Here is a 620-nt window from a genome sequence, read left to right on the forward strand (position 1 = left end):
ACGGGGGCGCGGGTTGTCAGGTCCCGTGGACGCCGGGTCCCCGCCCGCACCCCCCCCGATCCCGCGGCCGGCCCCCCGGCCCCCCGGGGGCGGCGGCGGCCCGAGCCCGCGACGGCCCGGCGGCTCGTCGACCGGGTCCGCGCGGACGGCGGCTCGATCGTCGCCGCCGGCGGCTGCTTCGACCTGCTGCACGCGGGCCACATCGCCCTGCTCGAGGCGGCGCGCAAGAGCGGCGACTGCCTGGTGGTGTGCCTCAACTCGGACGCGTCGGTACGCCGGTTGAAGGGCCCTGGCCGCCCGCTGGTCCCGGCGGGCGACCGCGCGCGGGTGCTGCGGGCCCTGGCGTGCGTGGACGCCGTCGAGGTCTTCGACGAGGACACCCCGGAGCGGTTGCTCGCGGAGCTGCGCCCGGACGTCTGGGCGAAGGGCGGCGACTACGGCGCGGCCGACCTGCCGGAGGCGCGCCTGGTGGAGGGCTGGGGCGGCCAGGTCGTCCTGCTGCCATACCTGGACGGCCGCTCGACGACGGCGCTCGCGACGAGGGCGGCGTCGCGATGACCGACGCGAGCACCCACGCCGCCCCCGCCACGCCGACCGGCGGCCCGGCGCCCGGGCCGGGC

1 protein-coding gene is annotated in these 620 nt (G+C 80.2%); it reads left to right on the forward strand.

What is annotated here, in order from left to right; genetic code table 11:
* Positions 1-558 (forward strand): D-glycero-beta-D-manno-heptose 1-phosphate adenylyltransferase (gene rfaE2 / locus JFN87_RS33325; protein ID WP_209346260.1); only part of this gene is annotated, 558 nt, incomplete at its 5' end.
* Positions 559-620 lie beyond the last annotated feature (62 nt).

Origin of the sequence: Streptomyces montanisoli, from assembly GCF_017813245.1 — a bacterium.
Lineage (GTDB): Bacteria > Actinomycetota > Actinomycetes > Streptomycetales > Streptomycetaceae > Streptomyces > Streptomyces montanisoli.